This window comes from Streptomyces sp. NPDC002573, from assembly GCF_042889625.1.
GTDB classification, from domain to species: Bacteria; Actinomycetota; Actinomycetes; order Streptomycetales; family Streptomycetaceae; genus Streptomyces; species Streptomyces gibsoniae.
This window is the reverse complement of the sequence record NZ_JBIARC010000105.1, coordinates 1-17,266: the sequence shown is the minus strand read 5'-3', so window position 1 is coordinate 17,266 and position 17,266 is coordinate 1. Positions and strand designations below refer to the sequence as shown.

At 68.9% G+C, this 17,266-nt stretch carries 14 protein-coding genes and 1 pseudogene; 7 read left to right on the top strand and 8 right to left on the bottom strand.

The genetic code is table 11. From position 1 onward, the window contains the following. Positions 1–316: 316 nt before the first annotated feature. Positions 317–676 (bottom strand): hypothetical protein, encoded by a 360-nt coding sequence (locus tag ACFYX0_RS42785; protein WP_388980009.1) that lies wholly within the window; start codon positions 674–676, stop codon positions 317–319. 78 nt (positions 677–754) lie between these two features. Between ACFYX0_RS42785 and ACFYX0_RS42780 the strand changes: the two are divergent. Beyond that, a pseudogene (locus tag ACFYX0_RS42780) lies at positions 755–1,459 on the top strand (SpoIIE family protein phosphatase); the annotation flags it as partial. Positions 1,460–1,593: 134 nt separating this feature from the next. On the opposite strand, the gene ACFYX0_RS42775 reads toward ACFYX0_RS42780, so the two are convergent. From ACFYX0_RS42775 to ACFYX0_RS42760, 4 genes are all read right to left on the bottom strand, one after another. Then, positions 1,594–1,776, bottom strand: a complete 183-nt coding sequence (locus ACFYX0_RS42775) for a hypothetical protein (protein ID WP_388980006.1) — start codon at positions 1,774–1,776, stop codon at positions 1,594–1,596. Positions 1,777–2,095: 319 nt separating this feature from the next. Further along, the gene (locus ACFYX0_RS42770) at positions 2,096–3,064 is read right to left on the bottom strand and encodes a PP2C family protein-serine/threonine phosphatase (RefSeq protein WP_388980003.1); all 969 of its coding nucleotides are present in this window, start codon (positions 3,062–3,064) and stop codon (positions 2,096–2,098) included. 241 nt (positions 3,065–3,305) lie between these two features. Continuing rightward, positions 3,306–5,711, bottom strand: coding sequence for a SpoIIE family protein phosphatase (locus ACFYX0_RS42765; RefSeq protein ID WP_388980001.1), 2,406 nt, complete (start codon positions 5,709–5,711; stop codon positions 3,306–3,308). After that, positions 5,708–8,257, bottom strand: coding sequence for a SpoIIE family protein phosphatase (locus ACFYX0_RS42760; protein ID WP_388979998.1), 2,550 nt, complete (start codon positions 8,255–8,257; stop codon positions 5,708–5,710). The genes ACFYX0_RS42765 and ACFYX0_RS42760 overlap by 4 nt, the downstream gene beginning before the upstream one ends. Before the next feature lie 527 nt (positions 8,258–8,784). On the opposite strand from ACFYX0_RS42760, the gene ACFYX0_RS42755 reads away from it, so the two are divergent. The 4 genes from ACFYX0_RS42755 to ACFYX0_RS42740 all read left to right on the top strand — a co-directional run bounded on the left by ACFYX0_RS42755 (position 8,785) and on the right by ACFYX0_RS42740 (position 12,463). Further along, the gene (locus ACFYX0_RS42755; protein ID WP_388979996.1) at positions 8,785–9,444 is read left to right on the top strand and encodes a SigE family RNA polymerase sigma factor; all 660 of its coding nucleotides are present in this window, start codon (positions 8,785–8,787) and stop codon (positions 9,442–9,444) included. Positions 9,445–10,120: 676 nt separating this feature from the next. Beyond that, positions 10,121–10,810 carry a TetR/AcrR family transcriptional regulator gene (locus ACFYX0_RS42750; protein WP_388979993.1) on the top strand — a complete coding sequence of 230 codons (690 nt, stop codon included), beginning with the start codon at positions 10,121–10,123 and terminating at the stop codon, positions 10,808–10,810. 489 nt (positions 10,811–11,299) lie between these two features. Beyond that, positions 11,300–11,698, top strand: a complete 399-nt coding sequence (locus tag ACFYX0_RS42745; RefSeq protein ID WP_388979991.1) for a hypothetical protein — start codon at positions 11,300–11,302, stop codon at positions 11,696–11,698. A 375-nt stretch (positions 11,699–12,073) separates the two neighbouring features. Beyond that, the gene (locus ACFYX0_RS42740) at positions 12,074–12,463 is read left to right on the top strand and encodes an SsgA family sporulation/cell division regulator (protein ID WP_388979988.1); all 390 of its coding nucleotides are present in this window, start codon (positions 12,074–12,076) and stop codon (positions 12,461–12,463) included. 389 nt (positions 12,464–12,852) lie between these two features. Here the strand turns inward: ACFYX0_RS42740 and ACFYX0_RS42735 are convergent, their stop codons facing one another. Beyond that, complete coding sequence (locus tag ACFYX0_RS42735; protein ID WP_388979985.1) at positions 12,853–13,461, bottom strand: TetR/AcrR family transcriptional regulator; 609 nt, start codon at positions 13,459–13,461, stop codon at positions 12,853–12,855. 159 nt (positions 13,462–13,620) lie between these two features. Between ACFYX0_RS42735 and ACFYX0_RS42730 the strand changes: the two genes are divergently transcribed. Next, positions 13,621–14,334, top strand: a complete 714-nt coding sequence (locus ACFYX0_RS42730; RefSeq protein ID WP_388979982.1) for an SDR family NAD(P)-dependent oxidoreductase — start codon at positions 13,621–13,623, stop codon at positions 14,332–14,334. Positions 14,335–14,746: 412 nt separating this feature from the next. Then, on the top strand, positions 14,747–14,938 hold the full coding sequence (locus ACFYX0_RS42725; protein WP_388979979.1) for an ATP-binding protein: 192 nt from the start codon (positions 14,747–14,749) through the stop codon (positions 14,936–14,938). A gap of 194 nt (positions 14,939–15,132) precedes the next feature. Here the strand turns inward: ACFYX0_RS42725 and ACFYX0_RS42720 are convergent, their stop codons facing one another. Together ACFYX0_RS42720 and ACFYX0_RS42715 are read right to left on the bottom strand one after the other, a co-directional pair. Then, the gene (locus ACFYX0_RS42720; protein ID WP_388979977.1) at positions 15,133–16,845 is read right to left on the bottom strand and encodes an FUSC family protein; all 1,713 of its coding nucleotides are present in this window, start codon (positions 16,843–16,845) and stop codon (positions 15,133–15,135) included. A gap of 38 nt (positions 16,846–16,883) precedes the next feature. Beyond that, positions 16,884–17,266 (bottom strand): WHG domain-containing protein (locus ACFYX0_RS42715; RefSeq protein ID WP_388979974.1); only part of this gene is annotated, 383 nt, incomplete at its 5' end.

Here is a 17,266-nt window from a genome sequence, read left to right as displayed (position 1 = left end):
TCGACAACGGCGACTTCGACGCGTACTGGGAATATCACGGTCGACTCGAACACGAACGGCAGCACACCGCCCGCTACCAGCAGGACTTCGTCGTCGCCGCGTGACCACCCCGCGGCAGCTCACTCAACGGGAAACGCACCCACCCGCCACCGCGGGCCCTGGCCGCCCCAAGGGCACCACCCGGCCACCCCGCACCCGCTACCCGGTCGGGAAGAGGAAGACCGCCCCCACCAGCAAGAACAACCAGCACCAACCGACATCGACATCAGGGAATGGAGAGCCCCACAGCCGCTAAATGATCTTCATCGGTTTAAAGTCAAGCCAAGAGCGCGTGTGTTTTTCCCAGCACCTCCAGCGCGGCGTCCCGCTTCGCGACTTCCTCCAGGCGCTCCACCCGCCGCCGCAGCTTGTCGTTCTCGGCCTCTGCAGGGTGCTTCTTCGGGCGGGAGGGGCTGGTGCGGTGGTCGGTCAGCTTCTCCAGCGCGCCGGCGTCCCTGGCCTGGCGCCACTCGATGATGTGCGAGTGGTACAGCCGCTCCCGGCGCAGGATGGCGCCCTTGTCCCCGGTGGGGGCCGCGTCGTAGTCGGCGACGATCCGCAGCTCGTACTCGGGTGTGAAGCGGCGCCGCTTCGGCCGCGGCGCGGGATCCTGCCCGGAGGGCTTGGTGCTGGTCATGCGGGTGATGCTCCTGTCGTGCCCGCCCGCAATATCTGATCATTTCGGGGCGTCTCACCCGACGATGTCAGAGAGGGGATGGTGAGCCGGGACGGAACCGCCGACCTCCTCGACCTGCCCCCGGACCGCCGCTGGGCCTGCGCGGCCTGCCTTTCGAGGCGGCGGAGTTCGACCTGCCCGAAGGCAGCCTCCTCGCCCTGTACACCGATGGCCTGATCGAAGCCCGCGGCCACGACATCGAAGCGGGCATCGCCCTGCTCCGCCAAGCCCGCCTCTTCCCTGCAGGCCACGTGCGACACCGTGCTGGGAGCGTTGCTGCCGGCTGATCGACCGCACGATGATTTCGCCCTGCTTCTGGCCCGAACCCACGCCCTTGGAGCTCGGCAAGTCGCCAGCTGGGACGTGGACGCCGACCCCGTCTCCGTCTCCCGGGCCCGATCGAACGTCGCCCAGCAGTTGAGCAGTTGGGGCCTGGAGGAGCTCGAGTTCACCACCGAACTGACGGTCAGCGAACTGGTCACCAACGCCATCCGCTACGGCCGCCCTCCCATACGACTGCGCCTGATCCACGACCGTGCCCTCGTGTGCGAGGTCTCCGACACCAGTAGCGCCACTCCTCACCTGCGCCGGGCCCGCACCTTCGACGAGGGAGGACGGGGCTTGCTCCTGGTCGCCCACATCGCCGAGCACTGGGGAACACGCCACGCCCGACAGGGCAAGACGGTGTGGGCCGAGCTGAGCGAGAAGGCGTCCGCCCGATTCCCGGCCTGGGACTTTCTGTAGGTTCCACGATGGTCAAGAGCCCTGCAGGAAGCCGGACGCGCGCCAGCGAGCGCGGAATACGCGGTCGGAAGCAGCGCGCCGACGGGTGGCCGCGCACAGCCGGACATCGTGTCGGCCGCGAGCTCTGATCGTGCTCAGCCGGGATGCTCGATGAGCTGTTCGCACCAGAGGGTCTTGCCGTTCTGGCTGTGGCGGCAGCCCCGGCGTGCGGCGCGTTGAGCGATGAGGAACAGGCCGCGTCCTTTCTCGTCGGGAGTGCGGGCACGCCGCGGGCGGGGCTGGGTGCTGCCCCCGCACTGCGGGGCGGCCGGATTCATGATTGATCCCATCGGCCGTGTGCCGAACCACACTATGCCGCACCGGAATTCGCACGCCTCGGGCGCGGTGGAGGGATGACCAGCGGCCGGAGCACCGCCACTTCAGCATCACACCTGGTGAAGAGCACACCCCTGCAATGTTCCGTCGCAGGCGGGACCACAGCACACCAGCCGGGACCGGCGCCCACCCGTCCCTCACCTGAGCACGCCGCCATCAGAGCCGCTCAACAGGAGAAACCATCGGTTAAGCCCAGGTTAAGCCCGAGGCTTGACCGGCCGCGCCCGCCCTTTCAGGGGTGGGACTCCCCGCTCGCGTGATTCACCCGGGCTGGCGTTCGATGGCGATCAAGGCGGCGTCGTCGTGGAGCCGCCCGCCGACGTGGTGGAGAAGGTCGCCGCGGAGGTGGTCGAGGAGCGCTGCGGGTTGGCGGTGGTTGTGCGGGGTGAGCCGTTTGGTGAGCGGGTAAAAAATGCCGTCGGCATTGCGGGCTTCGATGGCGCCGTCGGTGTAGAGGAGGAGGGTTTCTTTGGCACGTAGGTTGAAGGTGTCGAGCTGGTAGGTGGTTTGCGTCAATGCGCCTAGGCCCAGCGGGGGCGCGGGTTGGCTGGTTTCCAGGGTCACGACGTTGTTCGCGCGCAGGAGGAGCGGCGGGGGGTGTCCGCAGGTGACGCTCCGCACGACGGGCTCGTCGTCGGGGATCTCGAGGATGGTGGCGGTGGCGAACACGTCTTCGCTCTGTCCGGGTTCCACTTCTTCGGCTGCGTTGCTGCGGACGCATGTATCCAGGTAGGCGGCGAGCTCCGGCAGGCCCTTGCCGCGAACGTCGCCGATGATCAATCGTGTCCCGGTGGGCGTGCGCACGGCGGTGTACAGGTCTCCGCCGATGCATGCTTCCTCCGCTGCCGCCAGGTACACCGAGGCCAGGCGAAGGGGTCCCAGTCGGTGGGGGAGGGGAGGGAGTATGGCGCGTTGCGCGGTCTCGGCGACCGCGCGCACCTGGACCAGCTCTCGCTGCCTGCGTTCGGCCAGGTATCGGCCGGTCGTGACGGCCACCGAGGTCGCGATCAGGGTAGCCACCTGTGGCGGGTTCACCGACTCGTGGACCAGGCAGACGGCCATCAGGGCCCCCATGGCCGTGATCGTGACCAGTGTGGTCGCCCGCGCGTTCGCGTACGAGGCGGCTATCGCAGGCATCATGATCAGCAGGTCGCCCAGATGAACTGACTGCGGCACGTAAAAATCAATGAGCGTGATCGTCGCGATGAGCAGCAAGGCGACTTTCAGCACGGATCGTGATCGCGGCGGCTCACCCGGGTGGGCGAGTGACCTCAAGGACCTAGCTCCTTGCCGCACCCGGGGCAGCTCCTGCACGCGCCGTGGAACCCTCTGTGCAGGATCGCGGACCGTGAGCGTCATGTGTTACTCCGTAATCGTCAATCCGATCCGATTTGTCGATCATGGTCGGATTGTCGGCTGATGGGGTAGTGGAAGGGCCCGCGCGGCGCTCTGCGCGGCATCTGGCTGGAGGTCAGTCGATGAGCTGTTCGGACCAGATCGTCTTGTCGTTCTGGCCGTGGCGGCAGCCCCAGCGTGCGGCGAGTTGAGCGATGATGAACAGGCCGCGTCCTCCTTCGTCGGTGGTGCGGGCCCGCTGCAGGCGGGGCTGGCTGCTGCTGGAGTCGGTGACTTCGCAGACCAGGACGTTGTGGTGGATCAGGCGCAGATGAGACGGCGGACGGCCGTATCGGATGGCGTTGGTCACCAGTTCGCTGACGATGAGTTCGGTGGCGAAGTGGAGGTCGTCCAGTCCCCACCGGGTGAGTTGGTGGGTGGTCCATTCTCGTGCTTTGGAGACGGCGGCAGGATCGGCCGGGATCTCCCAGTGAGCAGTGTCTTTTGCCGGTATGGCGCGGGTGCGGGCCAGCAGCAGGGTTGCGTCGTCACGCGGCGCTTCCTCCACCAGGCCGGTGAGGAGGGCCCGGCCGGTTTCGTCCAGGGCGCGATCCGGACGGCAGGACGCGGCGAGGGCATCCGTCAGGCGCCGCAGGCCTTGGTCGATGTCGCGGTCGCCTGGTTCGACCAGGCCGTCGGTGTAGAGGGCGAGGATGCTGCCCGGTTCGAGGTCGATCGTGGTGGTCTCGTAGGGCATGCCGCTGACGGACAGGGGTGGGCCGGGGGAGATCTGGATGGTTTCGGCGGTCCCGTCGGGCCGGACCAGGACCGGTGGAGGGTGCCCGGCACTGGCCATGGCGCAGCGCTGGGTGACGGGGTCGTAGACGGCGTACAGGCAGGTGGCGCCGATGGTGTCGTGGTCGCTGGGTGGGGCTTCGGCTGCGAGGCGCTGGACCAGGTCCGCGATCCGGGTGAGCAACTCGTCCGGCTCCAGTTCGAGGTCGGCGAGGGTCTGGATGGCGGCGCGCAGGCGGCCCATGGTGGCACTTGCGGGCATGCCGTGGCCGACCACGTCTCCGGCGACCAGGGCGAGCCGGAGTGAGGGCAGGGCAATGGCGTCGTACCAGTCGCCGCTGATGTCGGCCCCGCCGCCGGCGGGCAGGTAGACGCCGGCGGTCTCGGCTGCCGGAGTGTCGGTGGTGGCCGGGGGGAGGAGGCGCTGCTGCAGTGCCACGGCCGCCTTGTGCTCGCGTGTGTAGCGGCGGGCGTTGTCGATGGCGAGCGCGGCCCGTGAGGCGATCTGTGTCATGAGATCCGTCTCGTCCTCGGTGAAGGGGTCGGATTGGCCGGTGCGCCAGACCACGATGTTTCCGAGGGTGAGGCCGCGGGCGTATAGCGGCGCCACCATCACCGCATGGGCGTCGTTCGGGAGAACGGACTCGGCCGGTTGTGGGCCGCCCATCAGGGCGATGAAGTCGTCACGGCCATAGACGACGGTCTTGCCGTGTTGGGAGCTGCGCAGGAGGGGATGGTCGGCCAGTGGGGGGACGGGGGCGCCGCGCTTGCTGCCGGCCGGCCACGCGGCGGTGGTCGGCGCCAGGGCCGCGGTGCACAGACGGAGATCTCCGCCGCCCAGCTGCTTGGGTGGTTCGTCGCCGTCGGGCACGGACTGCGCAAGGACGACTGCGGTGAGATCTCCGAACGCGGGTGCGAGTACGTCCGCAAGGTCTTGTGCGGTGCGCACGACATCCAGGGACCTTCCCACCTGCTCGGCCACCTCGCGGGCGAGATCCAGATTGCGGCGGGCGCGCTGCGCGTCGGTGCTGTCGATGTACAGGGCCGCGACCCCTGTGGGGCGTCCCCTTTCGTCCTCCAGAGGGAAGGCGGACACAGACAGTGCGTGCTGCTGCGCGGGCTGGTTCCGCCAGCGCACGTGCTGGTTTGTGCGGACCACCGGGGCGCCCGTCTCCAGGACCTGCCGCAGCACTGCCTCGAGGTTCTGGGCGTCCTCGGCGCACAGCACGTCGCACAGCCGGGTGCCGGGCTGCACGGGATGGCCGTCGAAGGTGCCCGGCATGGCGTTGGTCTGCACGGTGGCGAGATTTGTGTCGTGCAGGGCGATGGTGATCCGGTTCTGTGCGGACAGTGCGCGCAGGAGTGCTGCGCCCTGCTCGTGCTGCTCGTGGTCGGCGACGTGGTGGGTCGGGACCGCGAGAAGGAGGAACTCGGCCGAGCTCTCCACTTCGATGGTTCGGAAAGTGACGTCGATGAGGTTGCCGCACTGGTGCCGCAGCCGTGCCCGGCCGGATGCCGGCATCTGCGGGGCATTGCGCAGATCGTCGGGGAGGTCGGCCACCAGTTCCAGTACAGGGTGGCCGCAGACCTGCTCGGCGGTAACCCCCGTCAGGTCCTGTGCCGCCCTGCTCCACCGCACCACCGCGCCTTGGTGGTCGAGCACGGCGGCTGCCACGCCGCCGAAGGTGTGCGCCCTGCCGGTGCCACCGGAATCGACCGTTGCGGCGTTGTTTGCGTAAGCGTTCATTTTTTACACGTCCCTCCGAGCGCCTGCGGCGGCGTTGGCGGCGCCTTGAGGTCGGTGCTCACGAAGCAGTCGTCGCCGGGTCGGCGCGCATCAGGCGACGGCCGTGCGGGCAGGTCTTGTTCGGCCCAGACGACCTTGCCGTCCGTCGCGGAGCGGGAGCCCCACCTGCGGGACAGCTGGGCGACGAGGAAGAGGCCGCGGCCGTTCTCGTCGAGGATGCGGGGATGACGGGGGCGCGGGTGGCTGGTGTTGCCATCGAAGACCTCGCACGTCAACACCTGGTGCTGGATGAGCCGTAGGCGGTTGGGTTCCTGGCCGTGGCGGATGGCGTTGGTGACCAGTTCACTGACGATGAGCTCCACGTTGGTCGCCAGGTGCTCTAGCCCCCATGCGCTGAGCTGGCGGGCAGCCGCCTGTCTGGCGATACGGGCCGCGGCCGGCTCGCTGGGCAGCTCCCACGAGGCGATCTGGGCCGGCTCGAGTGCGCGGGTCCGCGCAAGGAGCAAGGTGACATCGTCGGCCGGTGCCTGCGTCGGCAGGGTCTCGATCACCCGCGAGCACAGGTCCTCCAGGGGCGCACCGGGCTGTGCCAGGGCGGCGCCCAGGCGGTGCAGGCCGACGTCGATGTCCTCGTCGCGGGACTCGACCAGACCGTCGGTGTAGAACGCGAGCAGGCTTTTTTCGGGCAGTTCCAGTTCCACGGACTCGAAGGGGACCAGCCCCAGGCCGAGGCCGAGGGGGGATCCGGCCGGCAGGTCGGGAAAGACGACCTGCCCCTGCGGGGCGATGATGGCGGGCGGGGGATGCCCGGCCCGCGCCATCGTGCACCGCCGGGTGACCGGGTCATAGACGGCATACAGGCAGGTGGCACCCACCACAGCCGGGACGTGGTCCGGATCGTCGTCTTCCTCGCTCAGCCGCCGGACCGTGTCATCGAGGTGCGCCAGCAGCTCATGAGGAGGCAGATCCACGTCCGCGAGCGTGCGGACGGCGGTGCGCAGCCGGCCCATTGCCGCCGCGGCGTTGATGCCGTGCCCGACGACATCGCCGACGACGAGGGCCACCCGGGCGCCGGACAGCTCGATCACGTCGAACCAGTCACCCCCCACGCCGTGGTCCATATCGGCCGGCACATAGCGCGAGGCCACCTCGACGGCGGCACCGCCCCGCACCCGGTGGGGAAGCAGGTCGCGTTGCAGGGTGAGGGCCGCAGTGCGCTCACGCGCGTACTGCAGGGCGTTGTCCAGGCAGAGCGCGGCCCGGGTGACCAGCTCCTCGGCGAGGAGCAGGTCGTCCTCCTGGAACGGCTTTTGTTCCTCGGAGCGGCCGAACAGCGCCAGTCCCAGCACGCAGTGCCGCGCACGGATGGGTACGATCATGAGCGAGTGGATTCCGCTGTCGCGCACCTTCTGTGCCCGCACCGGGTCGTGGTCGACCCACGGGCCGGCATGGGTGTCCAGCACCGGTTCCAGGTGAGAGCGGCCCATGCGCAGGACGGCGGCGAACGACGAGTTCGGGTGGGGGTGGACCACCTCTTCCCGCACAAAAGGCAATTCCGGGATATTCGGGTCGATGGTGGCCAGGCCGGCACGGCGCAGCAGCGGCAGGCGGCCGCTCGTGGTACCGATCCGTGCCGAGGGCTCCACGCCGAGCGGAACCGACTCCACCAGATCGACGACGGCGTGGTCGGCCAGCAGGGGCACGGCGAGCTCGGCCAGTTCCTGCCCGGTCTGCATGACGTCGAGGGTGCTGCCGATGCGCGTGCTGGCCTCGCTGAGGATGGCCAGGCGCTCACGCGCCCGCCGGTTGCCGGTGACATCCACGCTCAAAGAGCACACCCCCAGCGGCGTGCCGTCCGCGTCCTGGAGGCAGAAGAACGAGGCCGAGAACACGCGCTCCCGGCGCCGATCGGCCGGCGGCCACGCCCGGTATTCGTGGACCATGGTGGTGCCGCTCTCCAATACCTGCCGCATCACCACCTCCAGCGCCTCGGCCTCGAAACCGGGCAGCGAATCCTTCAGGCGGCGCCCGAACCGTCGGTCACGAGGAATTCCGTCGTGGCTCTCCATGGCGTCGTTCGCCCACGTGCAGCGCAGTTGCAGGTCACGAACGACGATGCCGATCGGTGCGTGGGTCAGCAGCGACTCGCGTACCGATCCGTCCGTCGCTCCCGAGGAGAGCGCGCCTACGTCGGCCCCGGACACCAGCCACCGGGTGGCGGCGCCCTGTCCCCACAGCCGCGAGACCCGCAGGGTCATGGTGAGCGTGCGGCCGTCGCGGTGGCGGACCGCCACGGTGCCGGACCAGCCACCCTGAGCACGGCACTGCTCGAAGACCGCCGATGCACTCGGGGCGTCCTCGCAGGGCGGCAGCACCTGGAGCGCGGATCGGCCCACCACTTCCCTGGCCGAGTGCCCGACAAGCCGCTGAGCGGCCTGCGTCCATGCCACCACCGTCCCCTCGGCATCGATCATCGCGATCGCCGCGTCGGGTATCTCGCTGGAGCTCGCCGGCTCGGCGAGCGGCATGTGGTCGGTCTTCGTCATGCGGGGTTGATCCCATCGGTGCGGAGGTGTGGGGGAGCGTCGGCATGTGGCGCGGCGGCCCGGCCGCCCCCGGCGTGCGATCTAGTGCGGGACCTCGCCGCCGATTGAGTGATCCACTGCTGCGGCATACATCCGACTTAGAACGCTTTGTCCATTTCTGATGAAATCATCAGGTGCACCCCGCTTTGCTGTCAAGACCCCAGAAGTGATCAGGTCATCAGATATGACTACATGGGGCGGCGTGGAGGCCGGGCGGTTTCCGTCCGGCCGGGAGCCCATGCGGCGGCGAGCCGGGACGCGACGCGCCCCGGGGTGGAGGGCCGATGTCTCACATGCGATGATGGATTCATCAGAACTGCTGCCCTTGTCATGGGGGTGTCGCCGATGTCGGCCACACCCCAGGAACCGATGCGAACGCCGTCGGGCCGGGACTCGGCAGGCGCTCGTCCGCGCCGCGCGGACGATCCTTGCCGAGTCCGGCGGCGCCAGCGCCGGCATCCGGGCCATCGCGGCGGTGTCCACCTGACGTGGCAGAGGTACTCGAATGCACCGCGGTACGGACGAGGGGCGCGGCCCTGCGTCCACCCAGTCGTCCCCGCTTGCCCGGCGGCATGCCGGTGATCGCCCCCATGCCCCCAGCGCGGCCTGCCCGCATCCCCAATCAGCGCGAGAGAGCGGACGAGTCGGCGGTGGCCGGCACCACGGTCGACCATCTCACCGAGACCTACCGCGCCCACTACCGCTCCCTCCTCGGGCTGGCGGCGCTCCTCCTCGACGACACCGCGTCCTGCGAGGACGTCGTCCAGGAGGCGTTCATCCGCGTCCACTCGGCACGCAAGCGCGTCCGCGACCCGGAGAAGACGCTCGCGTACCTGCGTCAGACCGTGGTCAATCTGTCGCGTGCGGCACTGCGCCGCCGCATCATCGGACCCAAGCTGCTCTCCAAGCCCATGCCGGACATGGCGAGCGCCGAGGAAGGCGCGTACGACCAGCTGGAGCGCGACTCGCTGATCAAGGCGATGAAGGGCCTCCAGCGGCGTCAGCGCGAGGTCCTGGTGCTGCGCTACTTCGCGGACATGACCGAGGCCCAGGTCGCGGAGACACTGGGGATCTCGCTGGGGTCGGTGAAGGCCTACGGCTCGCGCGGCATAGCGGCGCTCCGTATCGCCATGGGGGCACCGGCATGAGCGGCCACCAGGAGCGTCGCGCCGCCTCCCGGGGCAGCGACGCCCATCAGCAACACGAGCCCTATGAGTGGCATGAGCCGACAGACCGGCCCGAGCTCCCCGAGGGCCAACACGAGCAGCATGCCGGGAACGGAACTGTGAGCCACCGACCCGACGACCAAGGCCAGTACGAAGCCGGACCGGACCACGTCGCCCCCGACGCGACCGAATCCGACCGCTTCGCACGGGGACGCGGTGACGTCGAGGACCGGGGCGCCTCGGGTGCGGAGGGTTCTGGCGCGCGGCCAGGAGCGACGTGGGTCGCGGCGAGTGGCATAGGGCCAGGGTGGGCGGCGTGAGGGAGCGCCGGCGATGTGGCGCGGCGGACGACCTGTAGCCGTGGTGGAACGGTGGCGCACGCGATCTCGTCGCTGGGCTGAGCGGTCCACCGCTGCGCCCCATCAGGTTGGAGTGCTTTGTCCATTTCTGGCTGGCAGATACGACCGACCGACTTTCCCGTTCAAGCCGCCAGAACTGATCAAATCCTCAGATATGGCCACGGAGGTTGCCCTCGCCTGCCGGGAGTGCCTCGGTGATTGCGGGGCCCGGATGCGGCAGGGTCCGGGGTGGACGGTCGAGGCTTCCAGTGTCATGATGGATTCATCAGAACTGGTGCTCTTGTCAAGGGGTGCCGTCAATGGCGGTCTCACCCAGGAACCGATTCGAACGCCGTCGGGCCGAGACCCGGCAGGCACTCATCCGCGCCGCGCGGACGATTCTGGCCGAGTCCGGCGACACCAGCGCCAGCATTCGCGCCATCGCGGAGCGTGCGGACGTGGGCTTCGGCTCCTTCTACAACCACTTCACGGGCAAGCCGGATCTCTTTGATGCGGCCGTGGCCGATGCGCTGGAGGAGTACGCGCAAGCCATCGACAAGCGCCTGCACGGCATCAGTGATCCCGCCGAGCGCCTTGCCGGGGGCGTGCGGCTCGGCGCGCGCCTGGCCGAGTCGCACCCGGAGATCATGCGGATCCTGTGCCACAGCGGGCTGGGCCGCATATGCGCCGGCTACGGACTGGCTCCGCGCGCGAAGCGCGACGTGGAGCAGGGCATGGCCACGGGCCGCTTCAGGGTGGTCGACCCGGTCGTCGCGCTGACCGTGCTGAACGGCAGCCTGCTGGCGCTCCTGGAGCTGTGGCTCCACCGGCCTGAGGCCGTCAGCGACCACGCGGCAGGCAAGATGGCCGAGCTGCTTCTGCATATGCTTGGCCTCTCCCCACAGGAGGCCCGTGACCTCGCCCGGCGCCCCCTTCCTGCCGCCGCGTCAACTACGGGGCGAGCTTGTGAGCAGGGCCCCACCGGCTGCGAGGCGGCCTCCCGCGTCTGAGTCGTACGGCCGGCAGGCAGGACGGCTGGGACGCGTGACTCGCGCCCCGCAGTCAGTCCCTCCTGTGTGAGGCGCAGGGCGGACCCGGCTCGCCGGCGAAGGTGGCGAGTATGCCACCGCTCGGACTGCCGCCGCGCTGCCCGGCGAGGTCCACCAAGTGCCAGCCCGCCTCGCCGCGCGCCTGATCGCCCACCCTGCCCCTCTCGGTGGAGACCTCCTTCAGGCCGGATGTCGGCGGCTGTGACCAGGGCATCGGACCAGGCTCGAAACGGCGGCTCGTCCTTGCGCGGCACGCCGAGAGGGCGGCAGATCACCGTGACCTGGACCTTCTTCGGCGGGATGCCCTCGACGTTTCCATACGTCGTATGGTACTACTGGGAGAGAGCTTTCATGCGGCGTATGGAAAAGCTTGCTCGCCAGTTCCAGGCGCATCACATCGCCTGCACAGCGACCGATGGTGCAGACCGCACCGATCCGGAAGGAAAGACCATGAAGAAGCTCACGAAGCGCCTCTCTGTCACTGCTTGCTCCGTGCTGGTCGCGGGTGTTGCCGTTCTCGGTGCGGGGGGCGCCGCTTCGGCCGCGACTCCTGTGACCACGCACGCCCAGCGTCCGGCTGTCAGCGCCAAGGCCACCGACTACCGGTGGGACCACGGTGTCGGGTACCTGCTCGAGGAGGGCTACACCTGGGACCGCATCCGCGGCTGGCACCACGACGACAGCGCCACCGACTCTGCCTGGCACGGTCGCGACGCTCACTCCTACCGCTGGGACGACAGGGAATGCGACGGGAAGTCCGACAGGTCCCACCACCGGTACGACTGGAACCGCTACGAGCACGACGGCCGGAACCGGCACCACCACGACCGCAACCACGGTGACTGGTGAGTCAGGCGCCGCTTGCGCTCATGGGCCCAGGCCGCACGCATCGCCGTGACGCCCGCCGGCGGCAGGGAGGCGACCGCCAGAGGGACCAGCGGTCCCTGCCCGCCGCCCAGGCAACCGCCCGGTGAGGGCGTGTCCCCTCACGCCTGCCTGCGGTCATCCACCGCATGCCGCAGGCTCACATCGCCCCATCGCTGCGACGCCACGAACCTTGCAGTGCGCAGATGCCGACCAGCGCCCGGACCCTGCTGTAACGCCTCTCTTCGATGCCTCCCCAGGCCGGCCAAGCGCGATCCGGGACGTGGGCACAGCCGAGGCAGAGGCGCCTTGGAGTGAAAGCCCATGAAGTCTTTGAAGACCCTGGTACAGGGGGTGGCCGTGCAGCTCGTCATCGAGCGCAACTACTTGCTGTCCATGCGCATGCGTCTGCGGTACGAGCCCAGTGATCCCTATGTCGTCCATGCCGCCTTTTTCACCGCCGACAGCGACGACGAGCCGGTGGAATGGGTCCTGGGGCGTGACCTTCTGGCCGATGGCCTGAAGGGGTGTGCAGGCCAAGGAGACGTCCGGATCTGGTCGGCCGTCGGCCGCGGTGACCACGCGATGTACATCGCCCTCACGTCTTCCGCGGGCACCGCCTTGCTCGAAGTTCCAAAGCGGGATGTCAAGACCTTCCTGCAGCACACACAGGCTCTGGTGCCACGGGGCACCGAATCCAGGCGCATCGAGTGGGACACCGAACTGGCGAACCTGCTCACGGAAGGCTGAGAAGGTTCCCCCAACTACCGGGCGAATGGGCGTACTCATGCCGGCAGCCGTGTGCGGCTCGCGTCCCAATCACCGGCCTCCGCCGCGCCCTGCGCTGTGCGTGTGGCCACGGAAACCCTGAGGGATCCGTTGCACGCCCCTTCGTCCGCCATCACCGCGACCGCTGACATCCATGCTTAGTGGTCGGCTCCGGAAGTCCTTCGGGGGTTGACTTGAGCACTCGTCTTGTGGAGTCCAGGTAGCGGAGCGGACGTGCCACCGGTGTCGTTGCGCGTGACGCCAGCGTGGCCCATCTGTAGCCAGCTGGGAGATCCGGATGCGGACCTGGTCCGTGGCAGCGGATGTGCCCAGTTTCCGTCACGGTTTCCGGGCTGGTTGGCCGCTGCGGGTCAGCCGCGCACCGCAGCCATGCACTCGTCGTATAGGTCGATGATTTCTCCCTTGCCGTCGTTGGCGACCCACGTCATCGATGCGGCATCCAGGCATGCGAACGCCGTCGCGATCACCGCGCGGGCCTTCGCGCCCTCATTGCCGGTAGCTGCGTCCATACGGGTCTCGATGAGCGGCAGCAGGTTCTCCTGGAACCGCAGTCGCTTTTCGAGCCAACCGGCACGCAGTGAGGCGGTGTTGTGCAGGAGGCGGAACCGCTCCAGGGCCTGTTCTCGACTGTCGTGCAAGGCCAGTACGGCAGCCACCCCTGCGCGCAGGGCCTCCCAGACACCGGCATCGGCGGGCTGTTCACTGATCGTGTCCATCAGGACCTGCCCGAACCGGTCCTGGCCGCCGCCGAGAAGGTCCTCCTTGGCGCCGAAGTAGCGGAAGAGGGTGCGCTGGGAGACGCCGGCCTCTCGGGCGATCTGGGCGATGGTCGTCTCGTCGTAGCCCTGCTCGGTGAACAGGCGCAGCGCCGTCTCGAGGATCTCCTGGGAAGCCAGCTGCCGCGTCCGGTCCCACAGCGTGGTCGGTGCGCCCGTCGCTGACTTGGCTTCCTGCTTCATGTCACCAGACTAGCCCAGCACTGCCAGGCCGGCAGTCACGTCGTGGTTGGCAGTCACTGCCAGACTGTCGTACGCTGCCAGGGATGGTGGCGCAGCACCGCCTACTGCCCACGGGCAGAGCCGCTCACCCCCGCCCAGAAGTACGCAAAGGAGCGCATCATGCCTGCACCCACAGCTTTGATCACCGGTGGAACCAGCGGCATCGGCAAGGCGACCGCCGAACTACTCCACTGCCGCGGCTATCGCGTCATGGTCACCGGCCTCGGCAATGTCGCCGACACCGGACTTCCCGAAGACGTCACGGCTGTCCGGGCCGACGCACGGTCCCTGCCGGACATCGACCGGGCGATGGACCAGGCGCGCTGGCAACTCGGCTCCCTCGACCTGCTCTTCCTCAACGCGGGCATCTCCCGCCCCGGCCCGATCGAATCAACCGACGAAGACGCCTTCGACGCCCTGTTCGACATCAACGTCAAGGGAAACTTCTTCACCCTGCAAAAGGCGCTGCCGCTCCTCAACGAGGGCGCCTCGGTAGTGTTCACCGTGGGCGCCGCCGAAGTGCTCGGGGCCGCGATGACAGCCGCCAAGGGCGCTCTGCTGCCCCTCATGCGGTCACTCGCGCTCGAACTCGCCCCCCGCCGCATCCGCGTCAACGCGGTCAGCCCGGGAATGATCAACACCCCTGTCTACAGCAAGATGGGTGTCTCCCAGGAAATGATCGACTCCTGGGCCCGGGACGTCCCGCTCGGCCGCGTCGGCGCTCCCGCCGACATCGCCGAAGCCGTGGTCTTCCTCGCCTCGGACGCCGCCGGCTACATCACCGGCGACAACCTCACCGTCTCCGGCGGCATCGGCGTTCACTCCAACGCCTGACGAGTAATTTGGCTCTGACCTGGAAGGTTCACCGGGTCCGATGCTCAGGCTGTGGCCCTGGGGAACCGACGGCCCGTGCGGGAAGCCGGCCCCGCCACTCCGTTCTCACCACGCATAGAGAGGCCGCTCTCCTTCCATGCCCGTGTGCTCCGCCGTGCCCTTGAAACCGACCGCTGCCGAGCGCCACCGGCTCAAGAAGATGGCCTACGGCCACAAGACCCCGCACCAGGCACGCCAGCGGGCGACGATCGTGCTCGTGGTGTCGGCGTACACCTGAACGCGGCCACCCAGGTACAGACATACGTCCCCACCCGAAGAGGGTCATGTGCAGGAGGAGAGCCGGGGCCGCCCGATCTCGGAGGGTGCGTGACAGGACGGCCAGTCAAGGGCGCCCTTCGGGCGTCGCTGCGCGATGGGGCGTCGCCCCACCCTGATGCGAGTCGACGAACTGCTCCGTCTCACCCGCGTCCCGGTGCTGGTGATTGATGGGGAGGTCGGCTACATCCCGTTCGAACCGGAAGCAACGAACCTGTTCTTCCAACTCATCTCCGGCCGTTACGAACGCGCGTCCGTGATCGTGACCGGGACTGTACGGTCATCATGATTAGACACTCCCTCCCTTCGGACGCTGGTCGACCGGGCCGCGAGGCCCGACCGAGGAGGGTGCCCGACGTCGCCTGGGCGCCGGGCGTGCGCGTAGCGCTCTGCCACGGGTTCATTACGCTTCACTAATCCAACTGGTGAGCCTTCACCGCGGCAACCCTGACGGTCTCCGCAGCGTCCCAGTGGGGTCGATATTCATCGAGGGGGGCCCGCGGAAAGTGACCCGGCCAGAAGGGTCAGCATCTGGCGGCTCTCGTGTTCGGCGGCAGCGATGCGTTCTTGGGGCAGGGTGCGTTGCCGCCACTCGCCGGAGGCTACTTCGGTGGCTTCACGCAACTGGGCCAAGGCGCTCGCCAGACGGCAGCGGGCATGGACGAGATCGGCGGGGTCGGGGGCGGATGGTTGGGCCATCAACCGGGCGGCGGCCGCATGGGATGCGTTCACCGTCGCCAGGGCGCTTTTGGCGCGGTCCACGGCTCGGCGGTCAGTGATCGCGAGGGCAACGAGCAGCCCGAGCGTGCAGCCCGTGAGGGTGTCAAGGGCTCGATCCATGAGCAATTCGCCGGCCGGCTGCGCATGCGCGAATTGGGGCATCAGCAAAGACATTTGGACGATGCAGACCTGGCCGAGCCAGTAGCCGCGGCTGATCGTCGCCTCGGTGGCGACCTGGAAGAACAGGACGGCCAGGATGAGGGCGAGTGCGCCGGCGCGGGTGATCGGCAGCAGAGCCGCGAACAACGCGAGGCCGACGACGTTGCCGAAGACCCGGTTGAGGGCGCGTCGCCAGGTGAGGGCCAGGTTGGACTGGAAGATCGAGGCGGCGGCGACCACGGCCCAGTAGGGGCGGCCGACGCCCAATGCCATGGACGCCCAGCCGGCCAGAGCGCAGCCGACCGCGACCCGAGCGCTGAGGAGCAGCAGGTGCGAACCGGGTCGCAGGGCGCTGGGCAGGTCGACGTGACACCGATTCAGCGATCCATGGCGGCATGGTCTGCTCCCGTCGGCGCTCAGTGCGGTGCCGGGGTCGGTGACCTGATCGTCTTTCGGGTGGGGCGAAAGGAGATCGGGTAGCGGCGTGGTTGTGCGCAGGAGTCTCGCCCAGCGGGCGAGTTCCCGGGGGTCGGTGTTGCCGGATTCGGCGCGGGTCAGCAGGAGTGCCAGGGTCTGGCGCTCGGGGGAGTGGGTGGGTACCAGCGACACCGTGCGCCAGGCTTCGGCTGCTGTCGTGGCCGCGGCTCGGCAGGCGGAGGTGTGGTCGGGGTCGTCGTTGGGAGTGCGAGCGAGCTGCATGGCAGCGTTCAGGGCCCTGGCCACCGCCAGACGCTCCGGTTCCTGGGACCGGACGAGGCCGGGGGCCATGCACACCGTCCAGGCGAGCGACCCCGCGGCAAGGGTGAGCGCGAGGTGGCCGGGGATGTCGGCGAAGCGCTGCGGGAGGAAGGCGCAGCCGGCGGCGACGAACGTGAAGACGACGTTGCCCGGCGGTCCGATCCGGGTGGCGTCGCACACGAACTTGTGGGCAGCAGCAAGGAGGGCTGCCACAGCGACCCGGACTGCGGTGCTGTGGGTGGCGGCCGCGGTCGCCAGCCCCGCCCCGTTGCTTACGACCATACCGAGTACCACACAGGCCAGGGCCCGGGCGCGCGCGGCGTAGGGCAGGCTGTGCCCGTAGAGCGCGCACGTGGATCCGCCGACGGTGTACACCATCAGGCCGACGTGCCCCATGGCCAGCAGCACCAGACTTGGCACGGCCATCGCGAGCAGGACACTGAGTGCTGTCTTGGGCCACAGCTCGGTCGCCCGGCCCAGCCGCAGCGCATCGCGTATCTGCAGCGGGCGCATCGAGACGGCCTTTCCGGGTGTGATGGATGCCTCCTTGTGTGCCGTGGCCTGCGCTCGCCCGGCCACGGGGCTGCTCCAGGCCGCAATGGCTCAGCACCGCGGATTCAACGGCTGGTGTCCTGGCCGTCACCGCCGGCGGTGAGCCGGTTTTCCAGGCCCGTGATGAGGGTGTCCAGTACCAGGCGGAACATGTGGTCCCCGTCAGGGGCTGCACCCATAGATCCGTCTTCGCCGGCGGCGGGGCCGGCGGGTGTGAGGTTCGACCATTGGTGGAGTGCGCCGTTGAGTTCGGCGGTGAGGACGCCGATGACGACGGCGCACATGACGGCAGCGACCTGTGGGATCTGTGGGTGCGGGACCCCGGCGGCGTCCAGGATCGCGGTGAGCGCGGCCCAGAAGGGGTCTTCGGGCTGGATGAAGTCCGGTTGGCCGAACGAGTAGGCCATCAGGTTGGGGTGGCGGTGCGCCAGTTCCCGGAAATCCGTGG

Excerpts from the sequence above, each read along its gene's own strand:
- ACFYX0_RS42775 (WP_388980006.1), bottom strand. The coding sequence starts at position 1,776 with ATGAATCCGGCCGCCCCGCAGTGCGGGGGCAGCACCCAGCCCCGCCCG.
- ACFYX0_RS42745 (WP_388979991.1), top strand. The coding sequence starts at position 11,300 with ATGAAGAAGCTCACGAAGCGCCTCTCTGTCACTGCTTGCTCCGTGCTG.
- ACFYX0_RS42735 (WP_388979985.1), bottom strand. The coding sequence starts at position 13,461 with ATGAAGCAGGAAGCCAAGTCAGCGACGGGCGCACCGACCACGCTGTGG.
- ACFYX0_RS42750 (WP_388979993.1), top strand. The coding sequence starts at position 10,121 with ATGGCGGTCTCACCCAGGAACCGATTCGAACGCCGTCGGGCCGAGACC.
- ACFYX0_RS42760 (WP_388979998.1), bottom strand. The coding sequence starts at position 8,257 with ATGACGAAGACCGACCACATGCCGCTCGCCGAGCCGGCGAGCTCCAGC.
- ACFYX0_RS42725 (WP_388979979.1), top strand. The coding sequence starts at position 14,747 with ATGGGGCGTCGCCCCACCCTGATGCGAGTCGACGAACTGCTCCGTCTC.
- ACFYX0_RS42730 (WP_388979982.1), top strand. The coding sequence starts at position 13,621 with ATGCCTGCACCCACAGCTTTGATCACCGGTGGAACCAGCGGCATCGGC.
- ACFYX0_RS42765 (WP_388980001.1), bottom strand. The coding sequence starts at position 5,711 with ATGAACGCTTACGCAAACAACGCCGCAACGGTCGATTCCGGTGGCACC.
- ACFYX0_RS42785 (WP_388980009.1), bottom strand. The coding sequence starts at position 676 with ATGACCAGCACCAAGCCCTCCGGGCAGGATCCCGCGCCGCGGCCGAAG.